General features: G+C 70.6%; 16 protein-coding genes and 1 pseudogene. 7 read left to right on the top strand and 10 right to left on the bottom strand.

Annotated features, from left to right (window positions below; genetic code table 11):
* Nucleotides 1-283: 283 nt before the first annotated feature.
* Nucleotides 284-865, top strand: a complete 582-nt coding sequence (locus tag JJ691_RS17915; RefSeq protein WP_211769888.1) for a DUF4360 domain-containing protein — start codon at nucleotides 284-286, stop codon at nucleotides 863-865.
* 36 nt (nucleotides 866-901) lie between these two features.
* On the opposite strand, the gene JJ691_RS17910 is transcribed toward JJ691_RS17915, so the two are convergent.
* The 6 genes and pseudogenes from JJ691_RS17910 to JJ691_RS17885 form a co-directional block, all read right to left on the bottom strand.
* Entirely contained in the window at nucleotides 902-1666 is a 765-nt protein-coding gene (locus tag JJ691_RS17910) for an SGNH/GDSL hydrolase family protein (protein ID WP_211769887.1), read from the bottom strand.
* Between the two features lie 43 nt (nucleotides 1667-1709).
* A pseudogene (locus tag JJ691_RS17905) lies at nucleotides 1710-1982 on the bottom strand (SDR family oxidoreductase); the annotation flags it as partial.
* 13 nt (nucleotides 1983-1995) lie between these two features.
* Nucleotides 1996-3351 (bottom strand): dihydrolipoyl dehydrogenase family protein, encoded by a 1356-nt coding sequence (locus JJ691_RS17900; protein ID WP_211769886.1) that lies wholly within the window; start codon nucleotides 3349-3351, stop codon nucleotides 1996-1998.
* Nucleotides 3352-3360: 9 nt separating this feature from the next.
* Nucleotides 3361-3513, bottom strand: a complete 153-nt coding sequence (locus JJ691_RS17895) for a hypothetical protein (protein ID WP_211769885.1) — start codon at nucleotides 3511-3513, stop codon at nucleotides 3361-3363.
* 5 nt (nucleotides 3514-3518) lie between these two features.
* On the bottom strand, nucleotides 3519-3965 hold the full coding sequence (locus JJ691_RS17890; protein WP_211769884.1) for a VOC family protein: 447 nt from the start codon (nucleotides 3963-3965) through the stop codon (nucleotides 3519-3521).
* Nucleotides 3966-4095: 130 nt separating this feature from the next.
* Nucleotides 4096-4521 carry a MarR family winged helix-turn-helix transcriptional regulator gene (locus JJ691_RS17885; RefSeq protein ID WP_249228006.1) on the bottom strand — a complete coding sequence of 142 codons (426 nt, stop codon included), beginning with the start codon at nucleotides 4519-4521 and terminating at the stop codon, nucleotides 4096-4098.
* Between the two features lie 49 nt (nucleotides 4522-4570).
* On the opposite strand from JJ691_RS17885, the gene JJ691_RS17880 reads away from it, so the two are divergent.
* Nucleotides 4571-5395: an SDR family NAD(P)-dependent oxidoreductase gene (locus tag JJ691_RS17880; protein WP_211769883.1), complete on the top strand. Its 825-nt coding sequence runs from the start codon at nucleotides 4571-4573 to the stop codon at nucleotides 5393-5395.
* On the opposite strand, the gene JJ691_RS17875 is transcribed toward JJ691_RS17880, so the two are convergent.
* Complete coding sequence (locus tag JJ691_RS17875; RefSeq protein ID WP_249228005.1) at nucleotides 5392-5727, bottom strand: ArsR/SmtB family transcription factor; 336 nt, start codon at nucleotides 5725-5727, stop codon at nucleotides 5392-5394. The genes JJ691_RS17880 and JJ691_RS17875 overlap by 4 nt on opposite strands.
* Before the next feature lie 227 nt (nucleotides 5728-5954).
* On the opposite strand from JJ691_RS17875, the gene mgtA reads away from it, so the two are divergent.
* Genes mgtA through JJ691_RS17860 form a run of 3 tightly spaced genes read left to right on the top strand, consistent with a single transcriptional unit; the run spans nucleotide 5955 to nucleotide 11501 of the window.
* Nucleotides 5955-8435 carry a magnesium-translocating P-type ATPase gene (gene mgtA / locus JJ691_RS17870; protein ID WP_211769882.1) on the top strand — a complete coding sequence of 827 codons (2481 nt, stop codon included), beginning with the start codon at nucleotides 5955-5957 and terminating at the stop codon, nucleotides 8433-8435.
* 30 nt (nucleotides 8436-8465) lie between these two features.
* Nucleotides 8466-10202 carry an ABC transporter permease gene (locus tag JJ691_RS17865; protein WP_249228004.1) on the top strand — a complete coding sequence of 579 codons (1737 nt, stop codon included), beginning with the start codon at nucleotides 8466-8468 and terminating at the stop codon, nucleotides 10200-10202.
* Nucleotides 10203-10211: 9 nt separating this feature from the next.
* Nucleotides 10212-11501: an ABC transporter ATP-binding protein gene (locus tag JJ691_RS17860; RefSeq protein WP_211769881.1), complete on the top strand. Its 1290-nt coding sequence runs from the start codon at nucleotides 10212-10214 to the stop codon at nucleotides 11499-11501.
* Nucleotides 11502-11541: 40 nt separating this feature from the next.
* Here JJ691_RS17860 and JJ691_RS17855 read toward each other — a convergent pair whose 3' ends face one another.
* From JJ691_RS17855 to JJ691_RS17845, 3 genes are all read right to left on the bottom strand, one after another.
* On the bottom strand, nucleotides 11542-13686 hold the full coding sequence (locus JJ691_RS17855; RefSeq protein ID WP_211769880.1) for a bifunctional polysaccharide deacetylase/glycosyltransferase family 2 protein: 2145 nt from the start codon (nucleotides 13684-13686) through the stop codon (nucleotides 11542-11544).
* A 13-nt stretch (nucleotides 13687-13699) separates the two neighbouring features.
* Nucleotides 13700-14146 (bottom strand): hypothetical protein, encoded by a 447-nt coding sequence (locus JJ691_RS17850; protein WP_211769879.1) that lies wholly within the window; start codon nucleotides 14144-14146, stop codon nucleotides 13700-13702.
* A 110-nt stretch (nucleotides 14147-14256) separates the two neighbouring features.
* Nucleotides 14257-15447, bottom strand: a complete 1191-nt coding sequence (locus JJ691_RS17845; protein WP_211769878.1) for a S53 family peptidase — start codon at nucleotides 15445-15447, stop codon at nucleotides 14257-14259.
* 713 nt (nucleotides 15448-16160) lie between these two features.
* Between JJ691_RS17845 and JJ691_RS17840 the strand changes: the two genes are divergently transcribed.
* Entirely contained in the window at nucleotides 16161-16784 is a 624-nt protein-coding gene (locus JJ691_RS17840) for an RNA polymerase sigma factor (RefSeq protein WP_211769877.1), read from the top strand.
* Nucleotides 16781-17566, top strand: coding sequence for a hypothetical protein (locus JJ691_RS17835; protein ID WP_211769876.1), 786 nt, complete (start codon nucleotides 16781-16783; stop codon nucleotides 17564-17566). The genes JJ691_RS17840 and JJ691_RS17835 overlap by 4 nt, the downstream gene beginning before the upstream one ends.
* The last annotated feature ends 47 nt before the right edge of the window (nucleotides 17567-17613 follow it).

Here is a 17613-nt window from a genome sequence, read left to right as displayed (position 1 = left end):
GGAAATTCGATCTTGTCGTGGCGGGGTGATGAAAATGGCCCCTACGATTTCTGTGATCGGGCCGGGCGAGTGGCATGGAAATGGCGTCAGCCGCCGGTCAAGGTCGCCGTCCCGTCATCCGATGAGCCGCCCTCGCGTTTTTACTCCGTTCAGTGGCCTTCTCGGCAACGGTCAATACTCTAGTGTCGAGCCCGCCAGTGCGACCCGATTGTCGCGCATTTCGGAGGGAATTATGCGTGCAGCGTTGGCCATAACCGGCCTCGTCCTGTCGTTGTTCACACCCATGACCGATACGCAGACAACGTCGCCGCCGCAGGGAAAGATCACGCTCGACATCAAGACCATCAACGGCTCGGGCTGCCCGGCCGGCACCGCCGACGCCTCGGCCGTGGTGTCCGACGACAACACCTCGTTCACGGTGACGTACAAGAACTTCGCCGCGAAGACGGGGGCCAGCACGACGGCCGTGGACCAGCGCAAGAACTGCCAGATCAACGTGCTGGTGCACGTGCCGCAGGGCTTCACCTACGCGGTGGCGGAGGCCGACTACAGCGGCTTCGCGCACCTGGCGGCCGGCGCGACGGCGCTGGAGCAGGCGAACTACTACTTCACCGGCACGGCGGCGACGGCCCGGGTGCCGCACACCCTGACCGGGCCGTTCGACGGCGAGTGGCAGAACAAGGACGTCGCCGACGTCGCGTCCCTGGTCTACGCGCCGTGCGGCGTCGACCGGAACCTGAACATCAACGCGGAGCTGCGGGCCAGCGCCGGGTCCTCGGACGCTAACTCGACCAGCTTCATCGAGATGGACAGCTCGCACGCCAGCGTCACCACCACGTACCAGTTCTCCTGGAAACAGTGCTGACCTGACCCGGCGGGGGCGGCCCAGCCCCCGCCGGCGTCAGCCGCCCAGCAGCGGCAGGTACCCCAGCCGCTGCCCGTATGCGTTGGGGTGGAAGGAACCCGCGACGTCCAGCAGGGTCACGCCGTTGATCCACGCGTCGGCGGCGCAGTACCCGTGCCCGGCGAACGCGGGACGGGCGTCGGCGAACTGTGCCCCGGCCTTGACCGACTGGTCACGGGTGACGGCCGCGAGCTGATCAGCGCCCTCGTTCAACGCCTTGCGCTTGGCTGCGCTGAGCGAACACGGGCCGTCGGCCTCTACCACGTGCGGATAGCCCAGCACGAGGATCTTTGCGTTGGGGGCCTTGGCTTTGATCGCCGCGAACACCTTGGCCAGGTTCGCGCCGAGCGGCCCGTTGGCGACATCCTCGGCCTGGTGCACCCGGTCGACGCAGGCCGCGTCGCCGCTGAGCACGCAGGTGCTCATCACGTCGGAGAAGCCGATGTCGGTGCCGCCAACCGTGATGCTCACCAGCGAGGTGCCGCCGGTCAGATCGCCGAGCTGGCTCGTGAGGACGTCCGCCGTGCTGGCCCCGGTGCACGCCTCGACATGCGCGTTGGCCAAGCCCGACTTCGCCACGTACAGGAACGGGTACGCCTCCGGGCTCTGTCCACAGCGGCCACTGGAGCCAGCTGTGCCCATGCCGGCGGCGTAGGAGTCGCCGAGCGCCACGTACTCCGGGGCGAACGACTCCGGAACCAGCGCCGCTGGGGCGCTGGCGAGGAGCAGAGAACTGAGCAGCAACGCCGTGAGTCCGGGCATGGAATGTGAGTACCACACACCATGTCCACCGATCCGGTGATTCTCAGAGCAGTTGCTGGCCGCCGTCGATGTCGTAGGTGGACCCGGTCAGCGCGGTGTTGGCCATCAGGTGCACGGCCAGCGCCGCCACGTCCGCCGGCCCCACCACCCGCCGGATCGGCAGCGTCTCCCGCAGCTGGTCACGACGGTTGTCCAGGTCGTCGCCGACCAGCTTGGCCGACAGCGGAGTATCCACGAAGCCGGCGGCGATCAGGTTCACCCGGACGGGGGCGATCTCCAGCGCCAGCCCGGCGACCAGCGCGGTCATCGCCGAGGCGAGGTCTGCCCCTTCATGACGCGGCTCCGATCTGCTTGTCGAGGTCCCGCAGCGCGTGCAGGAAGGCCTCGGAGAAGGTGGGGAACGGCTGGATCACGTCCAACATCACGTCCAGCGGCACCCGGGCGCGGATCGCCACGGTGGCCTGCTGGAGCCATTCGCCGGCCTCCGGCCCCAGGGCGTACGCGCCGGTCAGGCGGGTGCCGTCGGAGACCAGGGTCAGGAAGCCGGGCGTGGTGTCGTAGGCCCGGGTGTAGGTGGCCGTGCGCGGCACGCCGGACAGCGGGATGGTCGAGGTGTACGCGCCCTCGGCTGCGCCGACCGCGGCGGCCTGCGGATCGGTGAACACCACCCGCGGCACGGCGTCGTAGTTGATCGTGCGCGGCCGACCGAGGATGTTCGAGGCCACCACTCGACCGTGGTATTCGCCGACGTGGGTGAGGTTCCACTGGCCGGTGACGTCGCCGACGGCCCACAGCCCGTCGCCGGCCGACATGCGCTCGTCGACGGGAATTCCGTGCGGATCGGCCTCGATGCCGACGGTCTCCAGCCCGATGTCCGCCACCCGCGGCCGGCGGCCGGTCGCCACCAGCAGCTTGTCGCCGCGCAGCTGCGAGCCGTCGGGCATGTCCAGCACGTACTCGTCGCCATCGAGCCGGGCGGCGGTGGCGTGCTGGCCGAGCGCCAGCGTCACGCCGTCGGCGGCCAGCGCCTTGGCCAGGCCCTGGCCGACCGCTGCCGGCTCACGGGGCAGCACCCGGTCCGCGCCGTCGACGAGCGTGACCTCCGACCCGAAGCGGTGGAACGCCTGGGCCAGTTCGACGCCGGTCGGGCCGCCGCCGAGCACCAGCAGCCGGGCCGGGATCTCCTTGACCCCGGTGGCCTCGCGGTTCGTCCACACGCCGGGCAGGCCGGCCAGGCCCGGCACCGGCGGGATGATCGGGTCCGCGCCGGTGGCGATCACGATGTGGTCCGCGGTGTACGTGCGGTCGCCGACCGCCACCGTGTGTGGGCCGGCGAGCCGGCCCGCCCCGCGTAGCACCTCGATGCCCGCGCCCTCGGCCCACTTCTGCGCGCCGGCGTCGTCGTACGAGGAGACCATGAAGTCCCGCCAGGCCAACGCGGCGGCCACATCCACCTGGCCGGTCACGGCCTCGCGGGCCCCGGGCACGTCCCGCGTCGCGGCCACCGCCTCGCCGGGACGCAGCAGCGTCTTGGACGGAATGCAGGCCCAGTAGGTGCACTCGCCGCCGAGCAGCTCCCGCTCGACGATGGCGACCCGCAGGCCGCCCGCGGCGATCGCGGCCGCGGTGTGCTCACCGGGCGCGCCGCCGCCGAGCACGATGGCGTCGAACCGATCGTTGGCCATGACGGCTCCCTAGTTCCGCTTTTCCTCAACCATGTACTCGGCATACCAGCTCGGCCAGTCCGCGTCCTCGTGGCCGAGCTGCTTCTCGTGCTCGCCGTGGGCGGCGGCCGCGCGCCGCAGCGCCTCAGCCAGCTCGGCGGCGTTCTCGTAACTCGTGCTCATGGTCGTCACTCCCGTCCGGGCAGGCGCGTGGTGATCTCCTGCAGCACCCACTGATTGCCGTCGGGGTCGCTGAACGTGGCGAACGAGGAGTAGCTGCGGCGCTCCGGATCCGGGCCCGCGACCTCCTTCTCGCCGTTGGCGTGGTGGAACACCCTGTCGGCGTCGTGGAAGACCTCGCTGACCGGCACGCCCCGGTCCGCCAGCTCGGCGCGGGCCTTCTCCACGTCGCTCACGACCAGGTGCAGGCCCTGGACGGAGCCGGGCTCGGCGCCGCTGACCTTGCTGCCGAAGATGACCGAGGCCGGCGACCCGGGCGGGGTCAGCTGGACCACCCGGAAGCCGTCCTTGCCGGGGAAGTCGGCGTCCTCCCGCCAGCCCATCCGCAGGTAGAAGTCCTTGGCCCGGTCGACGTCGGAAACGGGCAGGACCACGACTTCGAGCTTCATGTCCATGGTTGCGACTCCCTGCGCGGGGCCATCTCCCGGATGGCCGCTGACACGAGGTTGCTCCCCGGGCCAACCCCTTCGAACCCGGGTAACACACTGGTCCCTCGGGCCCCAGGGGGCCAGTGGGCGACCGGGGTCAGCTCTCGACGACGCGCTTGAGCAGGTCACGCAGGGTCTGCCGCTGGTCGTCGGTGAGGGCGGCGAGTGGGTCGGCGGCGAACGGCATGCGCTCGGTCAGGTCGGCGATGACCGCCAGGCCGGCCTCGGTGGCGGCGACCAGCTTTCCCCGCCGGTCGGCCGGGTTGGGTCGGCGTTCCAACAGGCCGTATTCGGCGAGACGGTCCACGATCGGGGTGACGTTGGACGGCTCCGACTGCAACACCTCGGCGATCCGGCGCATGGGCACGGGCGTCCGGGCCGCGCGCAGGGCCTTGGCCTGCATCGCGGTCAGCCCGTGTGGGGTGGCCGCGGCCTGGGCCTCGGCGACGTAGCGGCGGGTGATCGCGGCGATCAGGCCCACCACGTCGGCGGTGATGTCCGGGGTCACATCCTCGTCGGCCATGTTATGGAGTATAAAGGTTATGGTTCATAACTAGTGAGAGTGGGCAGACATGACCGACACCGTGCTCGTCACCGGCAGTTCGACCGGCATCGGGCTGGCCACCGCGATCGCCGCCGCCAAGGCCGGCTGGCGGGTGGTGGCCACCATGCGCGACACCTCGAAGGCGTCCCCGGTGCTGGCGGCCGCCGGCGACCTGGTCGACGTCCGGGCCCTGGACGTCACCGACGCCGAGGCCGCCGCGGCCTGTGTCGCTGACGTCGTCAGCACGTACGGCCGGCTCGACGCCGTGATCAACAACGCCGGCGCGGGGCACGTCGGCACCCTGGAGCAGGAGTCGATCGACGAGGTCCGCCGCGTCTTCGAGGTCAACTTCTTCGGCGTGCTCAACGTGACCAGGCCGGCCCTGCCGCACCTGCGGGCCGCCGCCGGCCGCCTGATCACCGTGACCAGCGTCGGCGGTGTCGTCGGGCAGCCGTTCAACGAGGCCTACTGCGGGGCCAAGTTCGCCGTCGAGGGCTTCATGGAATCCCTTGCGCCGGTCGTCGCCGCGCACGGCGTTCGCGTGACGGTTGTCGAGCCCGGGGCGGTGGCCAGCGAGTTCGTGACCAACGTCGGCTTCGACCCGGCGCAGATCGACGCCGCCGGTCCGTACGGCCCGCAGCTGCGCGCCTATCTCGAACGCACCAGTGGGGCTTTCGCCGGCGCGCAGACGTCTGAGGACGCGGCGGCTTCCATCGTCGAGGTGCTGACCGCGGAGCAGCCGGCGTTCCGGGTGCAGACCTCGGAGGTCGCGCGGACTTTCAGCGGGGTGAAGCTCGGGGATCTCGACGGGTCGGCGGTGCAGGGGCTGACCGGGGGCTGGATCGCCGGCTAACCGATCCGGCGCTGTTCGGCCTGGGGCTGGTGGTGCTGCACCGCCAGCTTCACGATCTCGACCACGTGCGGGTCGTCGACCAGGTAGATCTGCCGCTTGCCGTCGCGGCGGGCGCGGACCAGGCCGGCCAGCTTGAGCTTGGCCAGGTGGTGGCTGACGGTCGCCACCGACTGGCCCAGTTCGGCGGCCAGGGTGCCGACGTCGCGTTCGCCTTCGGCCAGCAGCCAGACGATGTGCAGCCGGGCGGTGGCCGACAGCATGCCGAACGTGGCCGCGGTGCGTTGCAGGAGATCAGCGGGCAGAGGATGGTCAGGCAGGGGGTCGTCAGGCAAGCGCGGTCCTTCCAGGGTGGGCCTTCAGTGTGACGAAGGCCGTAACACTTGCGCAAGTGTTTGAACGTCAGGTCTACTGAGTGCGGCGATCGACCCTGAGGAGGTGCATCCGGATGACCGGCGACGGAAGTAGTCCCGCCGACGCGGCGGTCCGGGTGCTGGCGAGCTAGCGCCGGGCGGGTCCGCGTCACGACGGCCGATGCCCGACCCAGTGACAGGACCACGCCATGGTTCCTACCTTTCCCCTGCCCGACCGGCTCCGCGAGCTCGCGGAGGTTCCGGTGCTGCCGCTGTTCCGCACGCTGGACAGCACGCCCAAGGGCCTCACCGAGACCGAGGCGGCCGCCCGTGTGGAGCGGTTCGGCCCCAACGAAATGCCCGCGCCCAGAGAGCTGAACCGGCTGCGGGACGCTGTCGGCAGCCCGTTCGTGGCGCTGCTTTCCGTGCTGTGTTTGACGTTTCTCATCGTCGGCGACCTGCGTGCGGTGCTCACCGTGGCGATCATGGTGGCGCTGAGCGTGATCCTGCGCCATTGGCAGGGCACGCGGTCGGACCGCGCCGTGCGGGCGCTGCGCGGGCAGGTCACGACCACGGCCACGGTGCGCCGCCGCGCGGCCGACGGGCATGAGGCCTTCGACCGGGAAGTCCCGGTCGAGGACCTGGTGCCCGGCGACATCGTGGTGCTCTCGGCCGGCGACATCGTGCCCGCCGACGTCCGGCTGCTCACGACCGTCGACCTGTTAGTGGACCAGTCGGCGCTGACCGGCGAGACGCTGCCGGTGGCGCCGACGACGCTGTGCTTTGCCGGCACGTCGGTGGTCGGCGGCAGCGCGACGTCGGTGGTCGTGGCCACCGGGGCCGACACGTGCTTCGGCGCGGCCGGGCGCGGCGAGCGGCCGGAGTCCAGCTTCGACGTCGGCGTGCGGGCGGTGGGCTGGACGCTGGTCCGGTTCATGCTGGTGATGGTGCCGATCGTGCTGGTGGTCAACGGCACGATCACCGGGAACTGGGGCCAGGCCGCGATGTTCGCGCTGGCGGTCGCGGTCGGCCTGACGCCGGAGATGCTGCCGGTGATCGTCACCACCAACCTGGCCCGCGGCGCGGTGCGGCTGGCCCGGCACAAGGTGATCGTCAAGCGCCTCAACGCCGTGCAGGACCTCGGCGGCATGGACGTGCTGTGTGTGGACAAGACCGGCACGCTGACCGAGGACCGGGTGGCCTACGCGCACAGCGTCGACCCGCTGGGCCGGCCCGACGGCGAGGCGGCCGAGTACGCCTATCTCGCGGTGCACTTCCAGGTCACGCCGCTGAACAACCTGGACGAGGCGATCGCCGAGCAGTTGGCCGAGGAGTCCGAGGACCTGCTCTACGACGCCATGTTCGCCAAGGTCGAGGAGTTCGCCTTCGACCACGACCGCCGCCGCTGCACGGTGGTCGTCCGCCAGCACGGCGGCGAGCACCTGCTGATCACCAAGGGCGACCCGGCCCGCGTGCTGCCGCTGTGCACACAGGTCCAGCGGGACGGCGAGGTGATCGACCTGACCCCGGCCGCCGCCCGGCACGCCGAGGACGTGGTGCGGGCCTACGCCGAGCACGGCATGCGGGTGCTGGCGGTCGCCGCTCGACAGGATGTCCGGCGTCCCGACGAGAACGAGCTGATCCTGGTGGGGTTCGTCGGTTTCGTGGACCCGGTGCGGGCCAGCGCCGCCGACGCCGTCCAGCAGCTGACCGACCACGGTGTGGCGGTGAAGATCCTGACCGGCGACAACCAGCACGTCGCCGCGTACGTGGCGACCCAGGCCGGGATCACGGTCGGCGACATCGTGCTGGGGGAGGACGTCGAGGCCGCCACCGACGACGAGCTCCGTCGTGTCGCTGGGCGGCACAACGTCTTCGCGCGCCTGACCCCGGCCCACAAGTCCCGGATCGTCACGGCCTTGCGCGCGGACGGCCACGCGGTCGGCTTCATCGGCGACGGCGTGAACGACGCGGCGGCGCTGCGCATCGCGGACGTCGGCATCTCCGCCGACTCGGCCACCGACGTGGCCAAGGAAGCGGCGGACCTGCTGCTGACCGACCGGGACCTGACCGTTGTGGCGCAAGGGGTTGTGGCGGGGCGGCGCACCCTCGGCAATACCGTGAAGTACGTCCGGATCACGGCCAGCTCCAACTTCGGCAACGTGTTCACGGTGCTGGCGGCCAGCGCCTTTCTGCCGTTCCTGCCCATGCTGCCGATCCAGCTGATCGCCCAGAACCTGCTCTACGACTGCGCCCAGCTGGCCCTGCCGTGGGATCGCGTGGACCGCGAGTACCTGCGCCGGCCCCGCCGGTGGGACGCCCGCGACCTGGCCCGGTTCATGCTGGTGTTCGGCCCGGTCAGCTCCCTGTTCGACCTGGCCATGTTCGGGGCCCTGTGGTGGGCGCTGGACCTGGGCGGGCGACCGGAGCTGTTCCAGACCGGTTGGTTCGTGGAAAGCCTGCTGTCCCAGGTGTTGGTCGTGCTGGTGCTGCGCGGCCGAGGACGGCCGTCGCGGCCGGTTCTCGGCGCGGCCGCGGCCGTCGGCGCGGTCGCGCTGGTCCTGCCGCTGACCGGCTGGCTCGGTCTGCATACCTTGCCGGCCGGCTATTTCCTGTGGCTGGCCGGGATTCTCGCCGCCTACACGGTCACCGTGCACCTGGTGAAGGCGTTGTACCTGCGCGCCAAGTAGCCGCGTACCACTTCTGAAGGGACCCCTGCCGTGGCTCTGCTGCGCACTTTTCCCTCGCGCGAGGCGTTGGCCCGCCCGCGCCAGGGCCTGATCGACCTGGCCGTGCTGATCGGAGCGGCCGCGCTGGTGTGGATCGTGGTCCGGCTCTGGCACGGCGTCACCGTGCCGTTCGACCAGGCCACCGCACCGTCCACTGTGTCCACCGATCCGGCGGAACTTCCTTACTACGCGGCGAGGTCGCTGCTGCGGATGTTCGCGGCGCTGGCCCTGTCGGTGGTCTTCACCCTGGTCTACGCCACCGCGGCGGCCCGGCTGCGACGGGCCGAGAAGGTGCTGCTGCCGGTGCTGGACATCCTGCAGTCGGTGCCGATCCTCGGCTTCCTGTCGGTCACCATCACCGGTTTCATCGCCCTGTTCCCGGGTTCCGAGCTCGGGCTGGAATGCGCTTCCATCTTCGCCATCTTCACCTCGCAGGCGTGGAACATGACCTTCGCCTTCTACCAGTCGCTGGTCTCCCAGCCCCGCGACCTGGACGAGGCCTCCCGGCTGCTGCGGCTGTCCAAGTGGCAGCGGTTCTGGCGGGTGGACGTGCCCAGCGGCATGATTCCGCTGGTCTGGAACGGCATGATGAGCTTCGGCGGCGGTTGGTTCTTCCTGGTCGCCTCCGAGGCGCTGAGCGTCAACAACCACAGCTACGCCCTGCCCGGTATCGGCGCGTACGTGGCCACGGCGACGCAGAACTCCCAGCTGGACCGGGTGTTGCTGGCCATCGGCGTGATGATCGTGCTGGTGGTCGGCGTGAACGCGCTGTTCTGGCGGCCGCTGACCGCGTGGGCCGAGCGGTTCCGGGTGGAGGACTCGGAATCCGCGCAGGCGCCGCGCAGCCTGATGCTGGACCTGTTGCGCCGGTCCCGGATTCCGCGCCTGCTGGGCCGGGCGCTGGGCTGGCTGGTGGCGCCGCTGGACCGGGCCATGGCCGTGTTCGGGCTGGCCGAGCACCCGCTGCGGACCTCGCCCGTCCGCCGCCGCGCCGGCGACGTGGTGTTTGCGGTGGTCGTGCTCGGCACAGTCCTCTATGGACTGTCGCGAATGGTCGAGTTCATCGTGGACACCGCCGGCTTCGCCGAGGTCGGCCACGCGTTGCTGCTGGGCCTGGTCACGTTCGGCCGGGTCATCGTGCTGGTGATCGTCGCGACCGTGATCTGGGTGCCGGTCGGCGTGTGGATCGGGCTGAACCCGCGGATCTCCCGGCTGGCCCAGCCGGTGGTGCAGGTGCTGGCCTCGTTCCCGGCGAACTTCCTGTTCCCGCTGGTGACCGGGGTGCTGGTGGCCACCGGCGTCAGCCTGGACTGGGGCGGCATCCTGCTGATGGCGCTGGGCGCGCAGTGGTACATCCTGTTCAACGTCATCGCCGGCGCGAGCGCCATTCCCAACGACCTCCGGGAGGCCGCGGCCAATCTGCGGCTGCCGCGAATGCTGTGGTGGCGCAAGCTGATCCTGCCGGCGATCTTCGCCAGCTACGTGACCGGCGGCATCACCGCGGCCGGCGGCGCGTGGAACGCCTCGATCGTCGCCGAGGTCGTCAGCTACGGCTCGACCACGCTCACCGCCACCGGGCTCGGCGCGTACATCGCGCAGGCCACCGGCAGCGGCGACGCCTCGCACATCCTGATCGGCGTGGCGGTGATGAGCCTCTACGTCGTCGGCCTCAACCGACTGTTCTGGCGGCGCCTGTACGCGCTGGCCGAGCGCCGCTTCAGCCTCTAGGAGTATCCAGTGCAGAACACACTGATCACCGTGGACAAGGTCAGCAAGAGCTTCACCGGCGCGGCCGGCGACGAGCTCCGGGTGCTCGACGAGATCACCCTCGAACTGCGGGCCGGCGAGATCGTGGCGCTGCTGGGCCGTTCCGGCTCCGGCAAGTCCACGCTGCTGCGCACCATCGCCGGCCTGATCCCGCCCACCGGCGGCGCGGTGCGCTACCTCGGCGAAGAGCTCAACGGCGCGAACCCGGGCACGGCAATGGTGTTCCAGTCGTTCGCGCTGATGCCGTGGCTGACCGTGCAGGACAACGTCGAGCTCGGTCTGGCCGCGCAGGGGGTTCCGGTCGCGCAGCGGCGGGAGCGGGCGCTGGCGGCCATCGACCTGATCGGCCTGGACGGTTTCGAATCGGCCTACCCCAAGGAGTTGTCCGGCGGCATGCGCCAGCGGGTCGGCTTCGCCCGGGCGCTGGTGCTGGAACCGGACGTGCTGCTGATGGACGAGCCGTTCTCCGCGCTGGACGTGCTCACCGCCGAGAACCTGCGCACCGAGCTGATGTCCTTGTGGGCCGGGCAGAAGTTCCCGACCAAGGCGGTGTGCATCGTGACCCACAACATCGAGGAGGCGGTGCTGCTGGCCGACCGGGTGATCGTGCTCGGGGCCAACCCCGGCCACATCCGGGCCGAGGTCACCGTCGACCTGGAGCGGCCGCGCGACCGCAAGTCGCCGACGTTCGAGGCTTTGGTGGACCGGCTCTACGACCTGCTCACCGGCCGTGAGCCGGACCGGCACGAGCCCGAGGCCACGCCGACCACCCGTCCGCTGCCGGCGGTCTCCGTCGGCGGACTGGCCGGACTGGTGGAGATCGTGCACGCCCAGGGCGGCCGGGTCGACCTGCCGGACATCGCCGCCGACCTGAACTTCGAGATCGACGACCTGCTGCCGCTGGTGGATGCCGCCACCATGCTCGGCTTCGTCGAGGTCGAGGGCGGCGATCTCACATTGACCAGTGTGGGCAAGGACTTCACCACCGCCGACATCCAGCGCAGCAAGCAGCTGTTCGCCGAGCAGGCCCGTGACCGGGCCCCGCTGGTGCGGACCGTGTGCCGCGCCCTGGCGTCCAGCGCCGACGGCGCCCTCCGGGCCAGCTTCTTCCTCGACCTGCTGCGCCGGGGCTTCTCGACCGCCGATGCCCAGCAGCAGCTGGACATCGCCATCGACTGGGGTCGGTACGGGGAGCTGTTCGACTACGACACCGACACCGACCAGATCACCGCCGACCCGGCCGCGGGCCTGGTGGGGTGAGGACCGGGGCGCACATGTGAGTGGCTCACTTGACTTCGGCTCACCGCATCCGGTCGGAGCGGCGTCCGGCCGAGAGATCCGGGGCCGGGGGGCTGGCTGCGGGCACCGAGAGCCCGGTCCGAACGAGTTTGTGCCACGGCAGCCGGGCTCCGGCCAACGCCGTCATCACCGACTGCACCACCACCAGGTACATCAACTGCCGGTACACGAACTGCTGCAACGGCAGCGCCAGCAGCGGCGCCAGCCGCTCGCCGTCCAGCCGGAACGCGATCACACCGGGGACGACCTGCATCAGCATGAAGGCCAGCCAGTAGGCCAGGGCGGTGGGCCAGTCGCCGACGAGCGTGCCGAAGATCGCGGCCACATCCACGAAGGGGCCGAGCACCGGCAACGCGACCTGGAAGAGCAGCAGGTACGGGATGCCACGCCGGCCCAGCCGGCCGGCCGCGCCGCGCTCGAACACCGCGCCTCGGTGCTTCCACACCGCCTGCAACGTGCCGTAGCACCAGCGGTAGCGCTGCTTCCACAGCTGCGAGAGGGTGGCTGGCGCCTCGGTCCAGGCCCGCGCGTGCTGCTCATAGACCACGCGCCAGCCATCGCGTTCCAGGGCCATCGTGAGGTCGGTGTCCTCGGCAAGCGTGTCGGTGGGGATGCCACCGAGCGCCAGCACCGCCTCGCGACGGAACGCGCCGATGGCGCCCGGCACCGTCGGCATGCACTCCAACACGTCGTACATCCGCCGGTCGAGGTTGAAGCCGATCACGTACTCGATGTGCTGCCACTTGCCGAGCAGTCCGCCCCGGTTGCCGACTTTGGCGTTGCCGGACACCGCTCCCACGTCCGGGTCGGCGAAGTGCGCCACCGCCGTCCGCACGGTGCCGGGTTCGAGCACGGTGTCCCCGTCCACCATGACCACCAGATCGGTGCGCGCTGCGGCGAGGCCGGTGTTGAGCGCGGCCGGCTTGCCGGCGTTCGCCTGGCGGATCAGCACAACCCGCCGGAGGTTCAACCGCTCGACCAGTTCGGCGGTGCCGTCGGTGGAGCCGTCGTCGACCACGATCACCCAGACCGGATGGTCGGACGCGAGCACCGAGCGCACAGTGGCTTCGATGCCCTCCTTCTCGTTGTAGGCGGGCACGATCACCGTCACCGGCTCGCCGGGCCGCCACCGTGGCCGGCGGCGAGTCCGCCGCACATGCACCCAGGTCGCGACGAGCACCAGGATCGTCCGCAGCACAGCCAGCAGGCTTGCCGCCAAGAGGAAGATGCCGAGCAGCGAAGTGAGCACGTCGCTGGTCTGCACGGCGGCAACCAGCAGCCAGCCGCCCACTTTCGCCTCGGCCGGCGCCGGCGCGTTGACGCCGGTGATGCCCGACGTCCTGCTGACCGTGTCCAACTGCCACCCGGCACCGAGCATGGTGGGAATGAACTTGTTCAGCGCGGCGACTGTCTGCGAGCGGTCGCCGCCCGCGTCGTGCATCAGCACCACCGCGCCGTGGTTGTCGTGCGGCGTCGAGTTGGCGATGATCTTGCCAACGCCCGGCAGCCGCCAGTCCTCGGAGTCCAGATCGGACAGAACGGTCAGCCGGCCGTCCGCGCCGATCCGCCGCAACGACTGCCAGGCGAGGTCGTCGATCGAGTCCGGGGTCGCCGAGTAGGGCGGCCGGACCAGCGATGTGGCGATGCCGGCGGCCCCAGCCAGCGCGAGGTCCGTCGCGTGCAACTCCAGGTCCGTCCTGGTGGCATCGACGTCGCGCAGGTCGACGTGGGTACCGGTGTGGTTGCCGATCTCGTTGCCGTGCGCCAGGATCTCGCGCACCAGATCCGGGTGCTGGGCCGCGTGCGCGCCGGTGACGAAGAACGTCGCGTGCACGCCGTAATGGTCCAAAATGGACAGCACCTTGGGTGTCCAGGTGGGGTCCGGCCCGTCGTCGAAGGTGAGCGCGAGCATGTGGTCCTTGGGGCCCAGCGTGGCCGGCGTCGGTGTTCGGGCGTCGATCACGGCCCCGCCGGTGCGCACGGCCGCGGGAACAGTGTCCGTCGGTCCCTGGGGAGTCGACTCGTCCGCGTGGAATTCACCCAGCACCAGGCCGTGCAACGTGAGAAGTGCGACGGTCAGTACGAGCAGCGTGCCCAGCAGCAGCCAGTGCGCTCTCGGCGGCGGGGTGCGGTGATGCGTCGCCAACTCTGGGTCCTCGCTACGGGCTCGGCGTTGTGGTGTCGGTCCGCCTGACCCGGCCGGGTGGCGTTGACGGAGCGTGGGAGTTGCGGTTGCCGGTGGTGGTCGTGACAGTCGGTCCGGCGGACAGCTGAGAGGTCAGCGTCGGCTGCGCGACCGTTGCCGTCGTGGCCGCGGTGTGGCTGGTGCGGCCGACGTGGCTGGCGGAAGTTGTTGCCAAGGTGGGAACACCCGACTGCTCGGGTTGCTGGTCGATCGCGGTCGGCTCGACACTGGTCGGCGCGCCCGGCAGCGGCAGCAGCGCCGACGGAGGGATCGGCGCACCGGACAGCGCGGCGCACAGCAGCACCACGTAGGCGGCGAACAGGGCGCAGACGGCGATCGCGAGACGCCGGAGGAACCGGCGACGACGTCCGCTGGGGTCGACGAACACCGGTCTTTCGGAGAAATCACTGGCGACAGGCATCGTCTGACTTCCGTTGGGAGCAGCCCACTGCAAGGCACAAGGTCATTCGGTCGCCCCGGACGGTGCGGGGCCGGTCCGTTGGGAGAGCGACCGGCCCCGCACCGCATCATTCAGAAAGCCCCGGTGCCGTTGGGCGTGCCGAGGCCGGTGGGACCGTCGTAACCGCTGACAGCCGCGCAGAGATACGTGCCGCCGCAGCTTCCGTTGCTGCCGCCGACGACGTCGTACAGCGCGCCGGTGTGGTTGTAGATCGACGACGCGTAGGTCAGCGATGACGCGTTGCCGGCCAGTGCGTAGATCGACCCGATGATCGGCGAGGCGACGCTGGTGCCGCCGAACACCAGCCAGCCCTTGCGTCCCTGGTAGGACGTGCTGTCGTAGACCGCGACACCGGTGTTGGGGTCGGCCACGGCGCTGACGTCGGCGACGGTGCGGTTGGCGCAGCCTGAATCGGTCTGCCACGAGGGCTTGGTGATGTGGCCGGAGCAACCGCTGCCGGCACCGCTCCACGCCGTCTCGCTCCAGCCACGGGAATTGCCGGCCTTGCTCAGGGAGGTGCCGCCGACGGCGGTGACGTACCGGGATGCCGCCGGGAACTCGACGCCGTAGCCACCGTCACCCGAACTGGCCGTGATCGCCACCCCCGGGTGGTTGTAGTACGTGCTCTCCGACCTGGCCTCCGAAGCGGACTCACTGCCGCCGTAGCTGTTGCTGACCGCGTTCGCGCCGAGCTTGACGGCCGTGTTCACCGCCGTGCCCAGGTTGGCCAGCGAGGCGCTACCGGCCTCGACGAGCAGGACATTGCACTGTGGACAGATCGCCGACGCCATGTCCAGGTCGAGCGAGACCTCCTGGGCCCAGCCGCCGTTGGCGCGGGGGTAGCGTACGCCTCCGCTCTGGTCGGACTTCGCGAAGCACGCGGTGGTGCTGGACCTGATCGTCGACGGGGTGCACGAGGCCAGCGCCGGGATGCCGTACTGCGCCCGGTAGACATTGACGTCGGCGAACGCGGTCGGATCGTCGTAGGCGTCGACGATCGCGATCGTCTGGCCGGCGCCCGCGCTGGTCGACGTGGTGAGGTTGTAGGCCGATCTCAGGTCGGACGGTCCGTAGCCGGACGGCGTGGCCGCCGGAGTCGCTGACATCGATGTGACAGCGTCGTTGAGCCATGCCTCGCAAGCCGCCTGGCCCGCGGTCGGACGGTCGCAGACGCGGTGCGCGGAATGGATGCCGCCAACGGCGGTCGCGGTCAGTGACATGGCCAGTGTCAGGCTGGCCAACAGGGCGAGGAGATTACGCAAAGCGACCTCCACTGTGGCAGGGACCGGGTGTCAGTGCCCGGCGTGTTCGCGCATCGTGCATCCGGAGTGGACGGATGTCACCACTGGACCGATTCCCTTTCGGCGCAAGATAATCATTGTGAACGTGGGTGTTTCGTGGAGGGGCGGACGAGCGGCGGAATGCTGGGGGACAGACCGCCGCCCGTCCTGTGGCGGCGACCCCTGGGGTGTCTAGGGGAAGTAGGCCGCCGCCGGCCGGTGGGAGGGGAGGACTCGGTGGAGCGGAGGACGGGGACGCGCAGCCGGTCGCGGCAGCGGCGATCCTGGCCGTGACCAGTTCTGCCAGGCCGGTCTTGATCATTGAGCGTCTCCGTGAGTGCGGGGCCGGGGCCGAGACGAGCGGCCTGACACGCCGCGACCGCTGCTCATCTCACCTCCTTCAGCGTCGACATCCTCGTTTGTGTCACACCACCCTCCGACCTGCGGCTTTGCGCCGATATCGCGGTGGTGTCCGCCGATCCGGCCACGTTCTGCGCGTTGGCTGGCGTGAGGTGCTCGGCGAGCTCGCGTAGACGATGCGTAATGCGCCAGGGCGCTTGCGCGACACACACCCCGCACGCATGATGTCGCGGTCGTGGGGCGGCTTGGTGAAGGTGGTGAGGGCACTGGTGTCGGTCCGTCCCGAAGACTTCGGGCAGGACATGCCGGACGAACCTCCGGTGCGGTGGAGGTCGATGGCAGACCCCTCGACTGCGTTGCGGGCCGCGCAGGACGGTGACGAGGACGGTTTTCGGGTGCTGTACCGCGCTGTTCAGCCAGGGGTGCTGCGCTACCTGCGGGTTCTGGTCGGTGACGACGCCGAGGACGTGGCGTCGGAGGCGTGGCTGCAGATCGCCCGGGACTTGGCGACCTTCCGGGGCGACCTGGACGGATTTCGCGGCTGGGCGGCGACCATCGCCCGGAATCGAGCCATGGACCACCTACGCCACCAGCGCAGGCGTCCAGCCAGCTCGGCGCAGGACGAGCAGTTGGCCGAGGTGCCCGCTCGCGAGGACACCGCCGAGTCCGCAGTGGACGCGATCGGCACCGACGCGGCGCTGGCGTTGGTCGCGAAGCTGCCCCGCGACCAGGCCGAAGCGGTCCTGCTGCGGGCGGTCATGGGGCTGGACGCCACTGCGGCGGCCCGGGTGCTCGGCAAGCGCGCCGGAGCCGTGCGCACCGCGGCCCACCGAGGACTGCGCAAGCTCGCCGATCTCCTCGACGCCGAATCGCGAACGCCCCCGCCGGCGGCGAAAAACCGCAGGTCAGCGAATGGTGTGACACAAATGGCCACGCCGACGCTGAAGGAGGTGAGATGAGCACGCACCACCGTCGCCGCCGTCTCGACCGGCGCACCTGCGAGCAGATGCTGGGCGGTGCACCGGTCGCCGGTGGAGATCCGCTGACCGACCTGCTCGCCGCCGCGGCCGCCCCCGCCCGTGACGGCGAGCTCGCCGGTGAGCAGGCCGCTGTCGCGGCGTTCCGCGCCGCTCGTCTCGGGACCGCCCATCAGCCCCAGCGACCGTCGATGGTCAAGACCTTGCTGGCCAAGCTGCTCACGGCCAGGATCGCCGCCGCCGTGGCCGCCGTGGCCGTGGCCGTCGGCGGCATCGCGACGGCCGCCGCGACCGGTTACCTGCGCAGCCCCCTGGGTGGGAACTCCACGGTCGCGCCCGCCCACTCCAGCGCTCCCGCCACCTCGGCGGAATCGTCCTCAGCCAGCGAGTCGCCCGGCGTCGGCGACAGTGACGATCACGGCACGTCCTCGCCGAGGTCCCCGGAGTCCCCGTCGCCGTCCGTGACCGGCTTGTGCCAGGCCTACGCGGCCGGCGCGGGCTCGGAGCACGGCAAAGCACTGGACAGCCCGCCGTTCAGCGCGCTGATCACCGCTGCCGGCGGCAAGGACGACGTCGACGCCTACTGCGCCAAGCTGCTTGCCAGCCATGGACACGCCGGCGTCACGGTCACGGCCGTTCCGCCGGCGAGCACGGATGTGGATCACGGCGGCCAAGGGCACGGCGCGAACTCGCCGTCCACCAGCCATCCCGGCCCGTCCGCCAATCACGCCCCGGGCTCGCCGACCACGCATCCCAGCCACTGATCGCCTCGTTCGCCACAGAGCCGGCGGCGGCCGCAGCCTCAGAGGTG

It is taken from the genome of Kutzneria sp. CA-103260 (genome assembly GCF_018263855.1).
In the GTDB taxonomy this organism is placed as follows: domain Bacteria; phylum Actinomycetota; class Actinomycetes; order Mycobacteriales; family Pseudonocardiaceae; genus Kutzneria.
The sequence above is the reverse complement of the archived record's forward strand: the minus strand, read 5'-3'. Positions and strand labels throughout refer to the sequence as shown.